Source organism: Nocardia sp. NPDC050717 (genome assembly GCF_040654275.1).
Classification (GTDB): Bacteria; Actinomycetota; Actinomycetes; order Mycobacteriales; family Mycobacteriaceae; genus Nocardia.
Genome location: NZ_JBFAHR010000008.1, coordinates 256,836 through 274,495 on the forward strand (window position 1 = coordinate 256,836; position 17,660 = coordinate 274,495).

Consider the following 17,660-nt stretch of genomic DNA (forward strand, 5'->3'; position numbering starts at 1 on the left):
ACAGACGCTGCCCTGCCACCTACTGTTGACCGGGTGAGCACGCAGTATCTGACCCCGGCCCAGGTCGAGACCCCGGTTCCGGCGCCGCCCGCGCTGCGGCCCTGGCTCACCGAACTGACCAGCGCGCGGGTCGACGAGGGCCGGGACCTGCCGTTCGCGCAGCCGCCCGTCGCGACCACCACGGTCGTGCTGCGCACCGATCACGCGGGGCGGCGCGAGGCATTGATCGTCGGCGCGCAGACGAAGGCCGTGTACTCGCGGGCCGAGCAGCCGGCGGGCTGCGTGCGATTGCGGCTGGCGCCCGGCGTCACCCGTCAGCTGCTCGGCGTGGCGGCCGGTGACCTCACCGACCGCGCGGTGCGGCTCGCCGAACTACCCGGCCCACTGGCCGCACTCGCGGACGACCTGACCGACCTGCCCACCGACGAGGCGCTGACCTATCTGGAAGATGTTCTGCCGAACCGGGTTTCCGAAACCGGGACCGATCGCGCGCATCGGATCGTGCTCCGCGAAGCGATCTCGGTGCTCACCGCCGACACCGCACCGGCCGTCCCTGACCTCGCGGCGCGCCTGGCCGTCAGCGAACGTCACCTGCGCACCGTCTTCACCACCGGAATCGGCGTCTCACCCAAACACTTCGCCCGCATCGATCGCGTCCGCCGAGTCCTCGCCCACGCGGGCACCACCCCGTGGTCCCACCTGGCCGCGACCACCGGCTTCTACGACCAGTCCCACCTCACCGCCGACTTCCGCACCCTGATGGGCGTCCCTCCGGCCGCCTACCTGCGTGGCCGGCTCCCCGCACCGAGCCGCTGCCGGATCCCCTGAGCGAGCGGTTCCGGACCCGCATCGCGGCGGCACTGCCGGGCTGATTCGCGCCCGCCACGGCACGCCGGGTGGGTCACCGCCGGAGCGGAGGCCCACCCGGCGGTGCGCGGTCAGGACTCCGGGTTCTCCTGCTCGGCGGACTTGCGGGCGAGGCGTTCGGCGGCCTCGGCGTCGTCGAGGGCGGTCGCTTCCTCGAGGGACGGGGCACTGCCGCCCAGACGCTTCGGGACCCAGTAGGCGCCGGGTTCGTGCTCGTAGGTTTCCTGCAGGTCGGCGAGCATCTGCTGCATGGTGGTGCGGAGCTGGGCGGTCAGGTCGGCGGCCGGTTCGTAGGGCTTGATGGGGGCGCCGACGGCGATCGAGATGGGCGTGTTGGTGCGGCCGAGGCGCTTGGGGAAGCCCTTGGTCCAGACGCGCTGGGCGCCCCAGATGACGATCGGGATGATCGGCACCTCGGCTTCGATCGCCATCCGCGCCGCGCCGGACTTGAATTCCTTGATCTCGAAGCTGCGGCTGATGGTGGCCTCGGGATACACGCCGACGAGCTCGCCCGCGCACAGGTACTCGACCGCGGACTTGTAGGAGTCGGCGCCCGCGGTGCGGTCGACGGGAATGTGCTTGAGGGCGCGCATGATCGGCCCGGAGATCTTGCTCTCGAAGACCTCGTGCTTGGCCATGAAGCGGATGTAGCGCTTCGGCGTGCGCGCGGGTAGTCCCGCGTAGGTGAAGTCCATGTAGCCGGTGTGGTTGATCGCCACCACGGCACCGCCGGACGCCGGGATGTTCTCGGCCCCCTTCACGGTGAACTTCAGACCTTCGAGGAAGAAGACGGTTCGGGCCAGGCCGATGATCGACCGGTAGACGGGTTCCACAATTCAGCTAGCGTAGTCGCAGATCGCCGGTTCCGGCAGGCCCGGCGCCGCCGCGCGCCGCCCCGCCGGACCGCGGCGATCAGCCGCGCGCCGAATTCGCTTCGCGCGCACCGGTCTATCCCCGGCGAGCCCGCTCGCCCCGACAGTCGACGGCCGCGACGCCCGCGCGACCGCCAGGACCTAGGAATTGAGGAAGTCGTAGTGGAACGCGCGAAGCCGACCCCGATCGCTCCGACCCGCCACCACCGTGCCGCGGCGCTGGCCGCCGGATTGACCGTCACCGCGGCGTTGATCGCGGGCTGCGATTCGGTCTCGGGCATCCCCGGCGACGATGCGGCCCCGGCGGGCACCGCGAGCCCGACGACGAGCGAGGCCACCGCGACCCAGGCGATCGCACCCGGCGAGCCGGCCCCGACCGGCGCGAGCACCACCACCCTCCCGCCGCTGCCCGCCGACGCGCCGCAGGTGGGCGCCGTCGCAGGCGACACCGACGCGGTCGCCGCGGTCCGCCGCTGGGCCGCCGACCTGCGCACCGACAGCGTCACCGAACTCCAGGACAAGTGCTGGAGCATCCCGCCGCGCACGGTCGCCGACATGTACGCCGACCCGCAGTCGATCCTGGCCGCGCTGAGCCAGCCGGGGACCGCGACCGCCGACGCCGTCACCTGGCGCACCCGCACCACCACGGTCACCGTCGACCGCGAGTCGATCGCGACGGGGTACGCCTGCGGCCGGGTGTTCGCCGCGGGCGTCGAGCCGGGTTACGACGAGGCCGACGCCCGCCACGCCGTGCGCCGCTACCTCGCCAGGGCGACCGGCAAACCGCTCAACGCGGCCGACATCGAACCAGACCATCCGCTGACCTGCAAGGCCTCCCCCGCGACCTGGGACCCCGAAGGCACCGGCAACCCGACAGCAGCGCCCCTGGCCCGCGACTCGGGCAAAGTAGGCAATGTCACCTCCTTCACCGCCGAGGAGCTACGATCCGAGCAGATTCGTGGCGACTACCTGGAGGTACACGTGCCCGTGACCACCTCCCCGGGGGGCACTCGGAACCGCACTTTCACGGTTGTCGCGACCGCTGACGGCTATTGCATCGGTGACGTAACGATCTAGCCACTATCCTGGTTGGCTGGTACGCCGAGGCAGTCAGGGGAAACCTGCGGCGGCGGTAGCTCGCCCTTTGATCCGGCGAATCAGATCCTGGTAGGAGGAATCAGCTCGTGCAGATCACCAGCGTCGGACACGCAGGCTTCCACATCCGAACCGAGGCCGGAACCATCCTCTGCGATCCCTGGGTGAACCCCGCCTACTTCGCGTCGTGGTTCCCGTTCCCGGACAACTCCCAGCTCGACTGGGCGGCGCTCGGCGATGTGGACTACCTGTACGTCTCGCATCTGCACCGCGACCACTTCGACGCCGAGCATCTGCGCCGGTACGTCAACAAGGACGCGACCGTGCTGCTGCCCGACTACCCGGTGCCGGATCTGCGCCGCGAGCTCGAGGCGCTCGGCTTCACGAAGTTCTTCGAGACCCAGGACTCGGTCAAGCACACCGTCACCGGGCCCAAGGGCTCGCTCGACATCATGATCGTGGCGCTACGCGCGCCCGCCGACGGCCCGATCGGCGACTCCGGCATCCTCGTCTCCGACGGCGAGACCACCTGTTTCAACATGAACGACGCCAGGCCCGTCGACATGGACGTGATCCACGAGGCGTTCGGCGAGATCGACATCCACCTGCTGCAGTACTCCGGCGCCATCTGGTACCCGGCGGTGTACGACATCCCGGCCCGTACCAAGGCCAACTTCGGCAAGCAGAAGCGCCAGCGCGGCATGGACCGCGCCCGCTCCTACATCGAGCAGGTCGGCGCCACCTGGGTGGTGCCCTCGGCCGGTCCGCCGGTGTTCCTCGACCCCGAGCTGCGCTACCTCAACGACGACCGCGGCGACGAGGGCAACATCTTCCCCGACCAGATCGTGTTCCTCGAGCAGATGGAGATCCACGGCAACGCGGGCGGGATCCTGATGATCCCCGGCTCGGTCGCCGACGTGCGCGGCAAGGAACTCGACCTCGAGCACCCGTTCGATCCGGACCGGATCTACGGCGACAAGGCCGCCTATATCGCGGAGATGGCCCAGCGGTTCGCGCCGGTGCTTGCCGCCGAGAAGGCGACCTGGGAGACCGGCGAGGGTTCGCTGCTGGAGCCGCTGCGCGAGCTGTTCGAGCCGATCATGAAGCAGTCGGCGCTGATCAGCGACGGCATCGGCTACCCGGTGGGTCTGGTCATCGGCGAGGAGACGGTGGTGCTGGACTTCCCGCACCGCACCGTGCGCGCGCCGATCGAGGGCGAGGGCCGCTACCGCTACGGCTTCCGGATCGCGCCCGAGCTGGTCCGCACCGTCCTGCGCGACAACGAGCCGGACTGGGTGAACACGATCTTCCTGTCCACCCGCTTCCAGGCGTGGCGCATCGGCGGCTACAACGAGTTCCTCTACACCTTCTTCAAGTGCCTCACCGACGAGCGCATCGCCTACGCCGACGGCTGGTTCGCCGAGGCGCACGACGATTCGGCCGTCACCGAACTCGACGGCTGGGAAGTCCAGCGCCGCTGCCCCCACCTCAAGGCCGACCTCTCGAAATTCGGTGTGGTGGAAGGCAACAACCTCACCTGCAACCTGCACGGCTGGCAGTGGGACCTGGAGTCGGGCCGCTGCAAGACCTCCAAGGGCCACGAACTGCGCTCGCGCAAGCTCTGAGGGCCCACAAGCCGTCGGCCCAAGTCCGACTCGTCGTTAATTATGGCATTGCCCTAACTCCCCCCATAGGCCATAATTTATCAGGCCATAAATTATGGTCGGATGCCATGGGGGTGCGATGTCTACACATTCAACGCAGGTGCCGCTGTACGACGAGGTCAAGCGGGTGCTCCAATGCCTGCGTGACGGGCTGCCGGTAGGCGAAACCGAACGGATCGACTTCAAGGAGGAAGCTGGTCGGCGCGGCCAAGGCGGAGCGATCCTCCCCGGGTCCGCGACCAACGAGAAGGCCGCCCAGGCGCTCGCGGCGGAGTCCGCCTGTATGGCCAACAGCGACGGCGGTGGCGCGCTGATCGTCGGAGTGGCCGACAAGGATCGGGCACTGATCGGCACGCAACTCGAGATCGAATGGCTGCGGCACCGGATCTACCAGCTCACCGATCAACGGCTCACCGTCTCCGTCCGTGAGGAATCCGTCGAAGGAGCACGGCTGCTTGTTCTGTTCATCCCGCAGGCGATCGAGCCGATTCGGTACAACGGCAAACTGAAGTGGCGGGTCGCCGACCATTGCGTCGACATTGATCCGACCAGTTGGTATGCGCGACGGAAGCCGTACGACTGGTCGGCGAGCCCGAGCGACACGCCGACGAACCAGGCTCGCGAGGCGGCGATCGAGATCGCCCGTGATTTCCTGTCGAGCTCCAACGAACCAGCTGCCCAGAACCTCGCGGAGGCGACCACCGGAGAACTGCTGCGGCGACTCAACGCAACGACTGCGGACGGATACCTCACCGAAGCGGGAAAGCTGCTTTTCGTCGGACGCGCAACACCTTCACTCGACTATATTCGCCGCGACTACAGCGGAGGTGACAGTACCGATCGGGTTCGGCGCACCGATCGATCGGTCATCGAGCAACTCGCCGAGGTGTTCATCAACGCGCGGGCGAACAATCCGGTACAGCACCTCAGTCGCGGGCTACCGAGCGGCCAACTTCGCGAACTTCCCGAGAGTGCGATTCGCGAAGCGATCGTCAACGGTGTGGCACATCGTGATTGGAACTCACCGGAACCCACCGTCATCGAACATGTCGGGCGCACGTTGCGAGTGACCAGCCCGGGCGGGTTCGTCTCGGGAGTGAACGAGAACAACATCATTACCCACCCATCGAAGTCCCGAAACACCGCTCTGACAGAACTGCTCGCCGCTCTGCGAATCGCCGAACGTGAGGGGATCGGCGTGGACCGAATGGTCGGCGACATGCTGCGGCGAGGGCAGCCGCAACCCGAAATCCGCGAGATCGACGGTCCCAGCGTGGTTGCCGGACTCGTGGGAAACATGATCGACCAGGCCTGGATGTCTTGGCTCGAGCTATTCGGCGACCCTTCGGTGCGCAACGACCTTCGGCTGTTGATGTTGACACAACACGTAGTTCGCCATGGCTGGGTCGACAAGTCGACTGCTGGCCGACTGCTGCAACTTTCGCCACTCGAAACCGTAGACGCGCTGAATGAACTGACCGACAAGCGAGTCGGTGGACAATGGCTCCTCCGGGATGTGGAAGGGACACCGGCCGGCGCGGACCTAGCCTATGCGCTCACCGACGGCGCTTGGGGGGTCCTGGAACGAATCGACGCCGAGTTCGGACAGCAGCGAGAATGGCCCGACCGCCGAACGATCGCGTTGGACTACGCCAGGCACCGCGGCAGAATCAGCACAACCGAACTCGGGTCAATCGTCAACGCGCACTCGACAAATGTCGGAAGCGTACTCAAGGGTCTCGAAAAGGAGGGTTTGTTGGCCCCATCGAGAGAAAGCAGGCGGGGGGCCGGGTTCTACTACGTCTACGTTTCGTAGTCGGCTTCCGGCGCGCCGCCCGCAACGTGGGCAGCGTATTCGAGGATGCGAAGGGTTTCGACGGCCTCGCGCGGGTCGACGGGGACCGGGGCGCCGTCGAGGAGCGTGGCGGCCATGGCGCGGTAGAAGGCCGGGTAGTCGCCGGGGAGGGTGGGGACGGTGCGCAGGTCGCCGCCCGCGCCGAGGGTGCCCCAGTGCTCGGGAGGGACGGTGCCCCACAGTGTTTCGTCGTCGGGGCGGCGGCCTGCCCGCAGGTCGTCCTCCTGGGGGTCCAGACCGTGGACGGTGTAGCCCGCGGTCGAGCCGAGGACGCGCATGCGTGGGCCGAGCTGGGGCGCGACGGCGCTCATCCACAGGTGTGAGCGGGTGCCGGAGGCGTGGGTGAGGGCGATGAAGGCGTCGTCGTCGGCCGCGGCGCCGGGGCGGCGGCGGTCGAGTTCGGCGTAGACCTCGGTGACCGGGCCGAACAGCGTCAGCGCCTGGTCGACGAGGTGGCTGCCCAGGTCGAACATGATGCCCGCGCCGGGTTCGTCCAACTCACGCCAGCCGCCTTTGAGCTCGGGACGCCAGCGCTCGAACCGGGACTCGAACCGGCGCACCTCACCCAGCTTCCCCTCCTCGAGCAGGCCGCGCACGGTCAGGAAGTCGTTGTCCCAGCGGCGATTCTGGAACACGGTCAGCGGCAGATCGGCGCGCTCGGCCGCCTCGACGACCTCCTCGGCATCGGCCGCGCGTACCGCGAACGGCTTGTCGACCACCACCGGCAGGCCCGCGGCCAGCGCCTGCAGGGCCAGCGGCGCGTGCGAGCTGTTCGGCGTGGCGATCACCGCGAGATCCACGTCCTCGTCCTCGGCGAACAGCTCCGCCGCAGTCCCCCACACGCGGACCCCCGGATACTCGGCTCTCGCCCGCTCGGCCCGCTCCGCCGACGAGGTCACCACCGCCGCCACCCGCATCCGCGATTCGGCCGCCACCAGCGGCGCGTGGAACACCGACCCGGCCAGGCCGTATCCGACAATCGCTACCCCGAGCTGGTCCATCGATGTCCCTCCGTCTGGTGTGTGCGCCGCCGAGGTCGAGTATCCACCTCTCGCGGCCGTCGGCCGGGAAGATCAGCGGGCAGGCAGTTTCCCGACCGCCTCGCGCAGGACCGACGCGGCGAGCGCGCAGTAGTCGTCGCGACGGCCCTCCCCGCCGTGCACTTCGACCTCGATCGTTTCCTCGTCGGCGTCGGGCACCAGGTAGGCGCGGACGCAGATCGCCGTCGACCCACCACGATCGGCATACATCGAGACGCCGTCGACCGTGGAAGCGAGCGCGTCGGCGCCGGAGGTGTAGGAGCTGGTGCGCACCAGGTCGATCGTGAGCCTGACCCGGCCGTCCCACTGACAGGTGTGCGCATCGGCGACGGTCGGCGCCTTGGGCAGCGGTCCGATCCGGCTCGCCATCTCGTCCCTGGCGACGAGGTCACACGGGGCGAGGCCGGCCAGCGAGTCCTCGCGAATTTCCGCCCTCGGCGCCTTCGACAGTGATCGCGCGATATTGGCGATCACGTAATCGGCGGCGCCGCAATCCTTCACGTCCGAAGGGCGCGACACGTCGAGGACGATGCCGGAGTCGGCCTCCGCGCCGGGACTGGCGATCGCTCGGGTGCAGCCGTTCGGCGTGCCGTGGATGATCGGCACACCGTCGACCTCGGTGATCAGCGGCGTCAGGTACTGCTCTTCCTTGCCGAGGTGCAGGCCGATGGAGTACTTCGGGGCCGACGCACGGCAGCCCCAGTCGGCCGTGGGCGTGAGCTTCCACGCGTCTTTGGGCAGCGGCGTCGGGGCGACCGGAACCGCGTCACCCAGCGCCCGCTCCAGCCAAGCGCAGGGGTCGACGCGCCGCAGTTCGGCCAGGGTCAGCCCGGTGGTCGGTGCGGGTCTGCTGGGTTCGGCACCGGTGAGGGAGACGATTCCGGCGACCGCGAGCACCAACGCGACCACACCGGCGACCGCGCCGCGCCGAGCCCGCGTCTCCGTCGACCGCCAGCGGCGCACTGTCCACCCACGCGCGTTCGCCCACACCGCGGCGGCGATCTCGGAGAACGGGCGCGTCGGCGCGGGCGGCAGCTCCGGCGGCAGCGCGGCGAGCAGGGCCGCCGCCTGGTGCTGTTCGCGGGCGATGTCGTCGGCGACCCCGGCGGGCCACGGCGGCGCAACGACCGGCGGACCACCGAGATAATCCAGGATCTGCGCCGGCGTCGGGCGGGCGGCCGGGTCCTTGCGCAGGCAGGCGGCGATCATCTCGCGCAGCGGTTCGGGGACCCGGCTGAGGTCGGGCTCCCGCTGGGTGATGTTGAACAGGATGTAGGGCACCGAGGGCGCGGTGAAAGGGGCGACGCCGCTCGCCGCGAACGCGAGCACCGCACCGAGCGCGAACACATCGGCGGCGGGGGTGATGTCGACGCCGAGAGCCTGCTCCGGAGCGAGGAATTCGGGAGTGCCGAGCACTGTCGCGGTGCCAGGCGTCGGTGAGGCGGCCGCCGCTGCGATGCCGATCTCACCGAGTCGGCCGCTGTCCCGGGTCAACATCACCGTGTCGGCACGCACCCGCTGGTGCACGAGCCCGGCGCCGTGCACGGCACGCAGGGCACTCGCCAATGATCCGGCGAGCGCGCGGACAGCAGGCACCGGCAGCGGGCCGTGCGTCTCGACGGCCCGATCGAGCCGGATTCCCGGCACGAATGCCGAGGCCAGCCAGGGCTTTTCCGCGTCGGCGTCGACGTCGAGCACAGTCGTGCTCGACGGCCCGGAAACGCGCATGGCGGCGACGGCGCTGTGCCGCAACCGGATACGGAAATCCGGTGCGCTGACCGATTCGGCGCGCGCCTGCTGCACGACCACGAGTGCGCCGTCCGGTGCGGCCGCCAGCAGAGGCTGGAAGCCCGCCGTCGGCTCCAGTGCGCCGAGGAGGCGGTACCGCCCGATGCGCTGCGGTGCGCCGGGATCGAGGGGCTGGATCGTCATGACGTCGGCAACTTCGCGAGAACGGGGGCGAGCAGTGTGGCGGACGCGTCGCAGGGATCGACCGTGACGGGCTCAGCGAGCACGATCATGGTGCTCACCGCCTCCGCCTGATCATCCCGGCTCGGCCGGATCATGATCCGGAGATCGCACGATCGCGGACTCCGGCTGACGATGTGCGCGGTACGTCCGGCGACCGTGATCGTCGGCTTCGGGTTCACGACGCCCGTCTCGCTGTCGGGACGGATGCGGTCCTCGAACGACAGCGAGAACCACGCGTCGCGCCCGGCCACCGCGCAGCCGTGCGGGCCGTAAGACGTTTCGCGGGCGGGGTCTCCGATCACCGGCAGCACGACCGGCGCGTCGATGATCGCGCAGGGATCCAGCAGCAGGATCGAGTCGGGATCGTGCTCGCGCAGCGGCGGATTCACCGAGAGCCGGTGCACCACCGCGGCCAGGGCGCGCTCCGACATCGGGCATCCGTCACCGCTGGGCGCCTGCACCTGCATGGTGATACTGATGGGCAGACCGCTCTGCGTGATGACCGCCCGGTCGCAGATACGCGCCTCCTGGTGATGTCCGAAGACCGGCATCCAGCTGATGGCGCCACCGACCAGTTCCAAGGTCGACTCGGTCTCGCCCGCCGAGATGGCGATGTTGAGGGAGAAGTAGATCTTCTCCCCGGCCGGGTTCGCGTACAGGGTGCTGCAGCCGTTCACCCCCTGCTGGGAAAGTTCGGCCATCGGTGCGCCGAGGTCGGTGAGCACCGCGGGCTTCAGCAGCTCGCAGATGTCGAGGCGCCGGGTCTCGTCGACGGTGAGTGCCAGCGGCGGATCGCTCATCGCCTCCGCCCTGCCCTCGACGCCGACACCCCACCACGCACAGGCGGCCAGAACGAGCACCGATACCGCGGCCGCCACGGGAACAGGGCGGGGGCGCCACCATTTCCGCGGCGGCGGTGCGGTATTCGGCTCCTCGGTCACACCGGCTGCCCACCGGGCGGCCTCGGCCTGGTGGTCGGCGACGCGCCTGCGCACCCGGACCGGCCACACCGGTTCGGCCGTCAACCGGTCCGCGGCGTCGAGCAGCTGCTCGGGAGTCGGGCGGTCCGCCGGATTCTTCGCCAGGCACGCGTCGACCAGTGCGCGCAGCCCGCCGGGGATCGCACTGGTGTCGGGCGTGCGATAGAGCACGTTGTAGAGCACCTGCGGGGTGGAGGCCGCGTCGAAGGGACTCGCGCCGGTCGCGGCCATCGCGATCACCGCGCCGACCGCGAACACGTCGGAAGCGGCTGTCAGCGAGCGGCATTCGGCCTGCTCCGGGGACATGTACGCGGGCGAGCCGATCACGGCCCCGGTCGCGGTGAGGGTGATGTCGTCGGCCATCGCCCGCGCGATGCCGAAGTCGATCACCCGTGGCCCCTCGTTGGTGAGCAGCACGTTGCTCGGCTTGAGGTCGCGGTGTACCAGGCCGGTGCGGTGGATCTCGATCAGCGCCATCGCAAGACCGGTGGTGAGCAGCTTCAGCCCACTCGTCGTGAGCCTGCCGAACTCGCCGACCGCTTCTTGCAGCGACGGTCCCGCGATGAATTCCGAGGCGAGCCACGGTATCTCCGCGTCGGCGTCATGGTCGACGACACCGGCGGTGTAGGCACCGGTGACCTGCTGCGAAGCCTCCACCTCCCGCCGGAACCTGGCCCGGAATTCGGGGTTCCCGGTGAGATGGGGGTGGATCTGTTTCACCGCGACCAGACGGCCGTCCTGCCCGCGACCGAGGAACACCTTCCCCATTCCGCCGCGCCCGATCACCGAGAGCAGGCGATAGCGGCCGAGAGTACGCGGATCCTGTTGTCCGAGTGCCTGCATCGGCTAGGCCCCCTGACTGTCGGCGAGCAGGGTGTACTGCGCTGCGGCGAGCCGACGGGCGTCGAGCTCCTGGTTGCTGTAGATCCTGGCCACGAATCCGGCATGGCGGATCAGGCAGCTGAATCGCCGGGCCTGCACCGCACGGCGGTCGGGTCGTAGCGCGCGGAAGCAGGCGACGCCGGCCACCCCCGGTACACCGGCCATGGCAGCGTAATCCTCGGCCTGCACGTCCTGGATCGCCGCGTCGAACGACTCCGCCGCGGCGGGTGATTCGGCCCGATACAGGATCTTGTTGTGCGACACAGCGATCGCGGTGATCCGGTGTTCCTCGAACAGGCGCAGCCTTGTCGTCGGCCGGTCGAGCAGCAGTGCGAACGCGCGCGGACCGTACACCGCGAACTCCTTGCGGTCCGGGGTGGTGTTCCCGGTCGACACCACGCGCGTGAGCAACCCGTCCCTGTCGATCCGCGCGGTGGCCAGCTCGGCGGGCGGGGTGGGGGTGAAGGTCGCCAGTTCGGCGAGCTGCGCGCGATAGGTGCGGGTGAGCAGGTCGACCAGCACCTCGGGACGTGGCTCGACCACCTTGGCGAAGACCCGGATCACCACGTTCTTCCACACCAGCCAGCTGCCGACGGTGGGGATGCCGGGGCGCCAATGGTTCAGCGCTGCCGGGAATTCCGGCACGGCCAGCGGCGCGTTCTCGGCGTTGGCACCGAAATCCGCCGCCGCCATCGCCGCGGCAGCCGCGGTCGCGGCCTCCTCGCTGGGCAGCGCGATGAGCGAGATGGTCAGCGCCTTGTCGGCGGCCTCGTTGTGCGACTGGTCGTTGCCCGCGATGGCGCCGAAGGCACCGAGCACGTCGAACGGCTGCAATGCCGACATCTGCACGGCGGACAGCAAGTCGTCGACGCCGCCGTGATCGGCGATCACGCCGCCGCCACGGCTCATCGACAGCTCGGGATCCACCTTCTCGGCGATCAGCAGGTGCTCGCCGAGCCGCAACGACTCGACCAGGATGCCGCGGCTGCGGCTGGCGGTGTCGTCGTAGTCGGTGGCGATCGGGCGCACGGAGTAGGAGCCGTGGTCGAGACCGGCGGGCTGATCACCACACGCGGCGGCGAAGCCGACAACAGTCACCGCGAGCGCCGCGAGCCGACGCGACCTGTACCGCACGAACATTCCCCTCCGATCGGACACCACAGGCGCCCGACTCCTCCCGATCCGGCTGAAACTATCACCCGCCCACCGGCGCCGCTACCGCGGCAAGCGCCCGACCACCGATTTCAGCACCGCCTCAGCGGCATGGCATTTGGTGTCGGCGATCCGCTCCTCCGCACCGCGCACCTGCAGGGTGGCGACTTCCAGATACTGCTGACCGATCTCGCGAAAACGGTACATACGTAGGCATTCGGAGCCCGGATCGGTCGAGGCGAGCGCGTCGACGAACACGCCGTCGCCGACGTCGACGACCTTTCGCGCGAAAGTCGGCAGGTCGACCCGCAACGGATACGACAGGGTCAACCGGATGGTGGTCGCGCCGCGCCATTCGCAGGTGTGCGCCGTGACCGGGGTGCCCGGCGCGGTGGCACCGGCCGCTACCGCTTCGGCGTCGGCGACCAGGGCGCAGGGATCGACCACCGCCAGCGACCCCGACGCCGCGGTGGCGCGCGGTGGCGACGCCATGGTCGCGATCACCCGCTCGACCGCGTATTCGGCCAGCGCGCAGGAGGTGCGTTCCTTGGTGGCGAGAATGATGCCCCAGCCGCCCGATTCCGCGCCGACACCCAGCGCGCACTCGGTGCCGCGCCGCCGCAGCGGGAGCCCGTGGACGGTGTCACCGGTGGCGGCGAAACCGTCCAGGGCGGTGCCGATTTCGAGGGTGAGTTCGGCGGCGCCCGAGGTGCCCTGGCAACCCCAGGTCGAAGTCTGTTGCCACCGCCAGTCGGCGACGTTCAGCTTGCTGCCCGCGCCGACGTCCGCAGGCAAGGTGGGGCCGAGCGCCTGCGGCAGCCATTCGCAGGCCGAGACTTCGCGCAGTTGCGCGAGACCGGGCAGCGAGGCGGGTGCGGCGGTCGGCTCGGCGGGTGCGTCGCGCACGATGACGACAGCGGTCGTCGCCGCCACGACCACGGCAGCCGCCGCCGCGACACCGATCGCGAGCTTGGTCCGCGTCCTGCCAGGTGGCCGGGACGGTGGAGTCACTGTGGCGTCCGGGCGGATCGGTGACGAGATGATCTGGGTCGCTTCGGGATCCGAGGCCAGCGCGACCAGATTCCGGCTCTGCTCGGCGATCCCGGCGTGCACCGGCGCCGGCCACGGCATGCTCTGCACCGGCAGGACCCCGAGGTAGTCCAGGATCTGGGCCGGCGTCGGCCGGGCGGCCGGGTCCTTGCGCAGGCACCCGCCGATCAGCTCGCGCAGTTCCGGCGGGACGGCGTCGAGCCGGGGTTCGCTGTGGACGATGTTGAACAGCGTGTAAGCCGCCGAGTTCGCCGCGAACGGACTGTCCCCGGTGGCGGCCATACACAGCAGCGACCCCAGCGAGAACACATCGGCGGCCGAGGTCACCGGTTCGCTCATCGCCTGCTCGGGCGACATGTACGCGGGTGACCCGACGACGGCGCCCACCTCGGTGAGCTGCGCACCCGTGCCGACCGCCTGGGCGATACCGAAGTCGATGACGCGCGGCCCGTCGGCGGCCAGGATCACGTTGGCGGGCTTGAGGTCCCGATGCACCAGGCCGGTGCTGTGGATGGAATGCAAAGCCGAGGCCAGGCCGGAGGCGAGGGTGCGCAGGGCAGGCACGGGCAGGGGTCCGTGCTCACGGATCGCACGGTCCAGCGGCACCCCGGCGATGAACAGCGAAGCCAGCCATGGTGTTTCGCCGCTCGTGTCGAAGTCGACGACGGCGGCGGTGAACGCGCCGGAGACACGGGCGGAGACGGCGACCTCGCGTTCGAAGCGGGCGCGGAATTCGCGGTCGTCCAGCAGGTGGGCATGGATCTGCTTGATGGCGACGAACCGTCCGTCCGGGCCGGTGGCGAGCAGGACCCGTCCCATGCCGCCCGCGCCGAGCACGCCGCGAATCCGGTAGCGGCCGATCATCGTCGATTCGGCAGGCGACAACGGTTCGATCACGTCGGTACTCCCCCACTCCGATCCCGCCGAGGCGGGTGCGCGCCACGATCTTCGGCGCGGTCGTCCGCGAGCAACCTAACACCCTTGTCGCCGTGCGCCGGGTGGCGCCGGTCTCGGGGGTGGATGACGGCGGCCGAGCCGCGACGTCGAGCTAACGTTCCGTCGCTGAGGTCGCCTTGGTCCCCAAGACCACGGCGCCGAGAACGATCACGCAGCTCAGCACTGCCGTCAGGGAAAGCCGACCGGCGGCGGCGTCGAGCAGCATCGCCGCCACGAGCTGGCCCGCTACCGAGGTGAGGCCGAGGAGCAGGACGCCGATCATGCCGACCGTGATCGCGGCCAGGGCGATGAAGGCCACGCCGATAACGCCCCCCAGGTACAACCAGGGTTCGGTGGGGAATCGGGTGGGCAGGCCGGTGGTGAGCAGGGTGTAGACGTTGAAAAGGCACAGGGCGATCAGGCCGACGGTGAAGTTGATCAGAGTGGCGGGGAAAGGTCCGCCGACTGCGCCGACGCGGCCGTTCACCGCCTGTTGCCACGCCAGGCCGATACCCGCGAGCGCGGGCAGGACGATGAGCAGGAAGTCGGAGACGCCGGTCGCGGTGGTCGTCGGCGCGGAACCGCCGCCCGCCGAGAGCACGACACCCGCGATGCCGAGGACGGCGGCGACCATGCGCCACGGCGTGATCGGGGTACGCCCGTTCGGGGCGAGTCCGAGACGGTCGACGACGAGGCTGCTGAGCAGCTGGCCCGCCACCACGGCGACGGTGAACGCAGTGACACCGATGGCGGCGATGGTCAGGCCCTGACTCGCGACGAAGAACGCGCCGCACACCCCGCCGAGCAGCTGCCATGGCCGCACGCTGCCGTCGCGCACGGCGGTTCGTACCTTGCCGAAGCCCGCGCGCAGGGTGGGGCTCAGCGCGAAGGCGAACAGCAGGACCAGCAGACCGGTGCCGAAACTGATGGTGGCCGCGGCGACGCCGTCGCCCAGTTCGGCGCCGAGTGCGCCGTTGATCCGCCCCTGCACGGCGACCCCAGCGCCGATGCAGAATCCGAAGATCGCTCCGAGACCGTTGCGTCCGACCACCGCGTCCTTTCGTCAGCTGGGGAGCCGTGGCTTCCGACACTAGACTGACCGACGACTCCGGCGGTCGTCCGGATGGGTCGTCAGGGGGCGAAAACGATGTCGACAGCAAGTGATCCGATGCTTTTCCACCCGGTGATCGACGAGGTACTGACGCGTCATCGCGAGGCGCTCGGCCACGACGATCGGACCTATCGCCATCACGTGTACCGCTGCGCCAACTATCAGCGGGCACTGCTCGGCGGCGACCTGCCCGACGCCGCCGCACTGGCCTGGGCCGTGCACGATCTCGGGATCTGGACGGCGGGCACCTTCGACTACCTGGCGCCCTCGGCGGCGCTGGGCGAGCGGCTCGCGTCCGGATTCGGGATCGCCGACACCGCGCTGGTGCGCACCCTGGTGCTGGACCATCACGGTCTGCGGGCCCGCGCGGACCCGCTTGTCGAGACTTTTCGGGTGGCGGACCGGATCGATGTCAGCCGTGGACTGCTGCGCGGCGGCGTCGACGCCGAATTCGTGCGGCAGGTCGTCGAACTCTTCCCCTACCTCGGGTTCCATCGGTTCCTGCTGAATTCCGGTCTGCGGCACGCGGTTCGGCATCCGCTGCGCCCGCTCCCGATGTTGCGATGGTGACTAGCCCGCCGAATCGGCGTCGGAGCGAGGCGGCAGCCAGCTCGGGGTGAGCACGGCGGCCACCAGCAGGACCGCGCCCAGCAGGGCGATCGTGGTCGACATCGACAGCCACTGGGTCGCCGCGGCGACGAAACCGAAGACCGCCAGCGCCACGACCTCCGACAGCAACCCCGAGAACGAGGTGACCGTCGCCCGGGCCGGGCCCTCGATGGCGTCCTGCAATCGGGCGCCCGCGACCACCTCGACGTTGTAATCGATGCCGTAGGCGATACCGATCCCGACGAATCCCACCCACAGCAGCACCGGGCTCGCCGTGCCCACCGCCAACGCGCCGCCGATGAACAGGATGCCGGCCACGAACAACGCCGCGGCCAGCGCCCGAGCCGGGGCGGCCTCGGTCCGGCCCGCCAGCACCGAACCGACCAGCGAACCCACCACGGCCACGCCGAGCAGCAGCGCCGACACAGCCGTCGAGGCACCACCGGTGACCGCAAGCAGGCCGAAGTACTCGTCGAACGCCGTGACACCGGAGAGCAGAGCGCCCAACAGGACCCCGCGCCGGACCCGGCGAACCCGCCAGGCTTCGGCGGTACCGGTGCGCAACATCGCCAGGTAGAGCGAGGCACCGCCGTCCCCCACGGCCGACTGCGGCTCGGTGTCGCCGGACCGCCCGGTGGGCGGTGGTTCGGCGGCCGCCACACTCGGGCCGCCGGCCGGGCACTGCGTTGCTGTCGGGTCCCCGCGCCCCGTGCTCGCGCGCCGGTCGCCGCGCGCCTCCGCACCGTGCTGCGGATCTACCCGGATCGCGCTGGTGTCGGCCGGTGACGCGCCGGTATCGACCGAAGCCACGCCGGAGTCGGCCGGTGCGAGGCCCGGCCGCGCCGGGGGTGTGCCGGGAACCGTCTGTGGGCCCGGGATCGGTGGCTCGTCGTCGAGCTCGTCCACGGCCGACGCCGAGATCGCCACCGGTGGGCTCGGCAGCGCCACCGCGGTGAGGATGTGCAGCACACCGACCCCGACGCTCACCCAGCCGACCAGCGCGTACCCGCCGAGGGCGAACAGCGGCGCGCCGGCGAGGATCGCGAACAGGACGGTGCTCTCCTGCGCGGCACGCGTCCAGCCCATGATCCGCGCGTAGGCCGACGGCTCGCCGCGGGCGACGAGATCGTCATAGATCAGGGCCTCGAAGGTGCCGGAGGCGAGCGCACCGGCGATACCCCACAGCACGAAGCCGATGCCGAATCCGGCGAAGGACGGCGCGAGCATCCAGACGACGAAGCACGCCACCTGCAGCAGACAGCTCAGGATCAGCAGGGCACGCCGCGACACCGTGTCGGCCCAGGCGCCCGAGGGCACCTCGAGCACGAATGCCGTCACCGACCAGAGGGCCAGCAGCAGGGAGATCTGCGCGGTGTTCAGTCCGTGGTCGGCGAACAGCACGCCGTAGAGGGCATAGATCGGCAGCAGATCGCGGGTGCCCTTGAACAGGACCGCGCGAACAGCGAGGCCGCGGACGCCGACAGGTTCACCGGTCAACCGGCTCACCGCGGCTCGCAGGAGCTGTGCAGATCAACAGGCGTAGATGAGCATGCGCATGCTGCTCATGGTTCGCCCC

Annotated in this window: 13 protein-coding genes; 5 read left to right on the forward strand and 8 right to left on the reverse strand. The window is 69.9% G+C overall.

Annotation, left to right across the window (positions count from 1 at the left end):
- Positions 1-33: 33 nt before the first annotated feature.
- Positions 34-828, forward strand: a complete 795-nt coding sequence (locus AB0H56_RS18530) for a helix-turn-helix domain-containing protein (protein ID WP_357164379.1) — start codon at positions 34-36, stop codon at positions 826-828.
- Positions 829-938: 110 nt separating this feature from the next.
- Here the strand turns inward: AB0H56_RS18530 and AB0H56_RS18535 are convergent, their stop codons facing one another.
- Positions 939-1,700, reverse strand: a complete 762-nt coding sequence (locus AB0H56_RS18535; protein WP_357164381.1) for a lysophospholipid acyltransferase family protein — start codon at positions 1,698-1,700, stop codon at positions 939-941.
- A gap of 201 nt (positions 1,701-1,901) precedes the next feature.
- Between AB0H56_RS18535 and AB0H56_RS18540 the strand changes: the two genes are divergently transcribed.
- From AB0H56_RS18540 to AB0H56_RS18550, 3 genes are all read left to right on the forward strand, one after another.
- The gene (locus tag AB0H56_RS18540; protein ID WP_357164384.1) at positions 1,902-2,816 is read left to right on the forward strand and encodes a hypothetical protein; all 915 of its coding nucleotides are present in this window, start codon (positions 1,902-1,904) and stop codon (positions 2,814-2,816) included.
- Between the two features lie 107 nt (positions 2,817-2,923).
- Complete coding sequence (locus AB0H56_RS18545) at positions 2,924-4,459, forward strand: Rieske 2Fe-2S domain-containing protein (RefSeq protein ID WP_357164387.1); 1,536 nt, start codon at positions 2,924-2,926, stop codon at positions 4,457-4,459.
- A 139-nt stretch (positions 4,460-4,598) separates the two neighbouring features.
- Positions 4,599-6,314, forward strand: a complete 1,716-nt coding sequence (locus AB0H56_RS18550) for an ATP-binding protein (protein WP_357164390.1) — start codon at positions 4,599-4,601, stop codon at positions 6,312-6,314.
- On the opposite strand, the gene AB0H56_RS18555 is transcribed toward AB0H56_RS18550, so the two are convergent.
- The 6 genes from AB0H56_RS18555 to AB0H56_RS18580 form a co-directional block, all read right to left on the reverse strand.
- Positions 6,302-7,354 carry a Gfo/Idh/MocA family oxidoreductase gene (locus AB0H56_RS18555; protein ID WP_357164393.1) on the reverse strand — a complete coding sequence of 351 codons (1,053 nt, stop codon included), beginning with the start codon at positions 7,352-7,354 and terminating at the stop codon, positions 6,302-6,304. The genes AB0H56_RS18550 and AB0H56_RS18555 overlap by 13 nt on opposite strands.
- A 72-nt stretch (positions 7,355-7,426) precedes the next feature.
- Entirely contained in the window at positions 7,427-9,325 is a 1,899-nt protein-coding gene (locus AB0H56_RS18560) for a serine/threonine-protein kinase (RefSeq protein WP_357164396.1), read from the reverse strand.
- A complete protein-coding gene (locus AB0H56_RS18565) occupies positions 9,322-11,187 on the reverse strand; it encodes a serine/threonine-protein kinase (protein WP_357164399.1) in 1,866 nt (621 codons plus the stop codon). The genes AB0H56_RS18560 and AB0H56_RS18565 overlap by 4 nt, the downstream gene beginning before the upstream one ends.
- Positions 11,188-11,190: 3 nt before the next feature.
- Positions 11,191-12,360, reverse strand: coding sequence for a hypothetical protein (locus AB0H56_RS18570; protein ID WP_357164401.1), 1,170 nt, complete (start codon positions 12,358-12,360; stop codon positions 11,191-11,193).
- 81 nt (positions 12,361-12,441) lie between these two features.
- Entirely contained in the window at positions 12,442-14,325 is a 1,884-nt protein-coding gene (locus AB0H56_RS18575) for a serine/threonine-protein kinase (RefSeq protein ID WP_357164404.1), read from the reverse strand.
- A gap of 151 nt (positions 14,326-14,476) precedes the next feature.
- Complete coding sequence (locus AB0H56_RS18580) at positions 14,477-15,415, reverse strand: DMT family transporter (RefSeq protein ID WP_357164407.1); 939 nt, start codon at positions 15,413-15,415, stop codon at positions 14,477-14,479.
- A 96-nt stretch (positions 15,416-15,511) separates the two neighbouring features.
- Here AB0H56_RS18580 and AB0H56_RS18585 point away from each other — a divergent pair, with 96 nt between their 5' ends.
- Complete coding sequence (locus AB0H56_RS18585) at positions 15,512-16,045, forward strand: hypothetical protein (RefSeq protein WP_357164410.1); 534 nt, start codon at positions 15,512-15,514, stop codon at positions 16,043-16,045.
- On the opposite strand, the gene AB0H56_RS18590 is transcribed toward AB0H56_RS18585, so the two are convergent.
- Positions 16,046-17,590 (reverse strand): MFS transporter, encoded by a 1,545-nt coding sequence (locus AB0H56_RS18590; RefSeq protein WP_357164413.1) that lies wholly within the window; start codon positions 17,588-17,590, stop codon positions 16,046-16,048.
- Positions 17,591-17,660: the final 70 nt, after the last annotated feature.

What these genes read in the sequence shown, in the direction of transcription:
- AB0H56_RS18555 (WP_357164393.1), bottom strand. Translation starts at nt 7,354, where the DNA reads ATGGACCAGCTCGGGGTAGCGATTGTCGGATACGGCCTGGCCGGGTCG.
- AB0H56_RS18565 (WP_357164399.1), bottom strand. Translation starts at nt 11,187, where the DNA reads ATGCAGGCACTCGGACAACAGGATCCGCGTACTCTCGGCCGCTATCGC.
- AB0H56_RS18585 (WP_357164410.1), top strand. Translation starts at nt 15,512, where the DNA reads ATGTCGACAGCAAGTGATCCGATGCTTTTCCACCCGGTGATCGACGAG.
- AB0H56_RS18560 (WP_357164396.1), bottom strand. Translation starts at nt 9,325, where the DNA reads ATGACGATCCAGCCCCTCGATCCCGGCGCACCGCAGCGCATCGGGCGG.